At 63.1% G+C, this 2,955-nt stretch carries 4 protein-coding genes; all 4 read right to left on the reverse strand.

Features of this window, described 5'->3' with window-relative positions; translation table 11 throughout:
* A partial coding sequence (locus tag EOA75_RS31295) for a lipoyl synthase (protein ID WP_127325998.1) occupies positions 1–550 on the reverse strand: 550 nt, incomplete at its 3' end.
* A 130-nt stretch (positions 551–680) separates the two neighbouring features.
* Positions 681–938 (reverse strand): GlsB/YeaQ/YmgE family stress response membrane protein, encoded by a 258-nt coding sequence (locus tag EOA75_RS31300; RefSeq protein ID WP_067321367.1) that lies wholly within the window; start codon positions 936–938, stop codon positions 681–683.
* 102 nt (positions 939–1,040) lie between these two features.
* Entirely contained in the window at positions 1,041–2,486 is a 1,446-nt protein-coding gene (gene lpdA, locus EOA75_RS31305; protein ID WP_095825431.1) for a dihydrolipoyl dehydrogenase, read from the reverse strand.
* A gap of 26 nt (positions 2,487–2,512) precedes the next feature.
* Positions 2,513–2,955: GDSL-type esterase/lipase family protein (locus EOA75_RS31310; RefSeq protein WP_127325997.1), on the reverse strand; the 443-nt coding region annotated here is incomplete at its 5' end.

Raw genomic sequence — 2,955 nt, forward strand, 5'->3', positions numbered from 1 at the left:
GGTTGAAGACGTCGGGCTTTGCGGCAACGACGATCTCAAGCGCGCCGTCCTTGCGCAGGAAGTCGGGCGTCAGGATCTCGATCGTCGTTGAAGGCGCGGCGGCGCGGATGGCGTGGATGACATCGGCGAAATGCTGCGCGCCGCCGTCGTCGAGGTCGTCGCGGTCGACCGATGTGATGACGACGTGGCTGAGGCCCATCTGCTTGACCGCATGGGCGACACGCGCCGGCTCGTCCGCGTCGAGGGCGGTCGGGATGCCGGTGGCGACATTGCAGAAGGCGCAGGCGCGCGTGCAGATCTCGCCCATGATCATGAAGGTGGCGTGCTTCTTGTCCCAGCATTCACCGATGTTCGGACATCCGGCCTCCTCGCACACCGTTACCAGCTTGTGCGACTTCACGATCTCGCGTGTCTCGGCGTAACCCTTCGAAACCGGCGCCTTGACGCGGATCCAGTCCGGCTTGCGCAGCACTTCCTGGTCCGGCCTGTGCGCCTTTTCGGGATGCCGCGGGCGCGGCGCATTGGCGATCGTGTCGAGAACAGTGACCATTTCGAACCCTTCGCGGCCGCCCGCGTCGCGGCCGCCTGTCTGCGTCATCTAGGACTTTTCGGAATAAAGAAAAAGGCCACGCCGGCGCATGCCGCCACGGCCATTTTCGCATAACGGACTTCGCTGGGGCTCAGCGCCGTACCAGCCGGCCGACAAAGATCAGCAGGCAGGCGCCGATGAAACCGGTGATGAGATAGGCGAACCAGCCGGCGCCGAAGGACTGGATGTTGAGAGCCTGTAAGATCGCATTCAGAACGATCGCGCCGACGATACCCAAAATGATGTTCATGAAGATGCCGGTGTTGCTCTTCATGACCATTTCGGCGAGCCATCCGGCCAAGCCTCCGATGATGATGGCTGCTATCCAGCCCACGCCATTCACGTCCATATGCCAATTCCTCCTTGATCAGGTGAAAATGCATCCGGATACGAACTGCTTTGCCCTCAGAATCCTCCGGCTGCCGCGTCTGAGTCTCGCGCGAGCAGTCTATCATGCGTTCAAAGCGCGGCCATAGGCGTCGAGCACGCTTTCCTTCATCATCTCCGACAGGGTCGGATGCGGGAAGATCGTGTGCATCAGCTCTTCCTCTGTGGTCTCCAGGTTCATCGCCACGACGAAACCCTGGATGAGCTCGGTCACCTCGGCGCCGATCATATGCGCGCCCAGCAGCTGCCCGGTCTTCTTGTCGAAGATGGTCTTGATGAAGCCCTGGTCCTCGCCGAGCGCGATGGCTTTGCCGTTGGCGCCGAACTGGAAGCGGCCGACGCGGATGTCCTTGCCCTCGGCCTTGGCCTTGGCTTCGGTCAGGCCGACCGAGGCGACCTGCGGGCTGCAATAGGTGCAGCCCGGGATCTTCAGCTTGTCGATGGCGTGCACGCCCGGGATATTGGCGATCTTCTCGACGCAGATCACGCCCTCGTGCTCGGCCTTGTGGGCGAGCATCGGCGGCCCGGCCACATCGCCGATGGCGTAGATGCCGGGCACGTTCGTCCTGCCGTAGCCGTCGACCGCGACACAGCCGCGATCCGTCTTGACGCCGAGCGCCTCGAGGCCGAGGCCCTCGATATTGCCTTGTACGCCGACGGCCGAGATCATGCGGTCGGCGGTGATCTTCTCGACCTTGCCGTCCTTCATCTCGACATGCGCGGTGACCGAGTTGGCACCCTTCTCGACCTTGGTCACCTTGGCCTCGAGCAGGATCTTCATGCCCTGCTTCTCGAACTGTTTCTGCGCGAATTTCGAGACCTCGGCATCCTCGACCGGCATCACCGCCGGCAAAAGCTCGACCACGGTCACATCGGCGCCCATGGTGCGGTAGAAGGAGGCGAACTCGATGCCGATGGCGCCCGAGCCCATCACCAGCAGCGACTTCGGCATCTCCTTCGGAACCATGGCCTCGAAATAGGTCCAGATCAGCTTGCCGTCCGGCTCGATGCCAGGCAGCGCGCGCGGCCGCGCGCCGGTTGCGAGGATGATGTGCTTGGCGGTGTAGGTGCCCTCGCCCTTGACGCCTTTCGGCACCGGCGGCTGCGGCTCCATCGGCTTCTTGGCGGTTTTGGCGACGACGACCTCACCAGGCTTGGAAAGCTTCGCCTCACCCCAGATGACGTCGACCTTGTTCTTCTTCATCAGGAAGGCGACACCGCCATTCAGCCTGAGAGACACCTTTCGCGAGCGGTCGACGACGGCTGCGGTGTCGGGGCTGACCTTGCCGTCGAGCTTAAGGCCGTAATCCTTGAGGTGGTTCGAATAGTGCATGATCTCCGCCGAGCGCAGCAGCGCCTTGGTCGGGATGCAACCCCAGTTGAGGCAGATGCCGCCGAGATGCTCGCGCTCGACGATCGCCGTCTTGAAGCCGAGCTGGGCGGAACGCACAGCGGTGACATAGCCGCCGGGGCCTGAGCCGATGATAATGACGTCGTAGTTCTCAGCCACGGGTTTCTCCCTGATTTTTCTCGGGGTTAGAAGGAAAGCATCACACGCACGAGGGGCGCCAGCGCCTGACCGATCCGCCGCGTGTTTTCGGCATCGAGATGGACGCCGTCGAGCGACGTGGTGACGGCGACGGAGCCGGCGTCGAAGAAGCCGCAGCCGGCCTCGTCGGCAAGCGAGGAATATTGCGGCGCCAGCCGCTTCGAGGCGTCATCGCCGCCGGCGAACATTTCCTTGAATTCGGCATTCTCGGTACGCGTCACCGCGGGCGGCGCGACAATGAGGATCTGCGGAGCCGGCCAGTCGAACGGATAGTCGTGACCGCGCACGATATCGATCAGGCGCTGCATGCCCTGCTTGGCGGCAACGGGATTGCCGTGGATCCACGGCTTCATGTCGTTGGCGCCCAACATGATGATGATCAGGTCGAGCGGCGCGTGCGTCGTGAGGATCGTCGGCAGCATTCTCGCGC

Source organism: Mesorhizobium sp. M1A.F.Ca.IN.022.07.1.1 (assembly GCF_003997575.1).
Classification (GTDB): domain Bacteria; phylum Pseudomonadota; class Alphaproteobacteria; order Rhizobiales; family Rhizobiaceae; genus Mesorhizobium.

What these genes read in the sequence shown, in the direction of transcription:
- EOA75_RS31300 (WP_067321367.1), bottom strand. Translation starts at nt 938, where the DNA reads ATGGACGTGAATGGCGTGGGCTGGATAGCAGCCATCATCATCGGAGGC.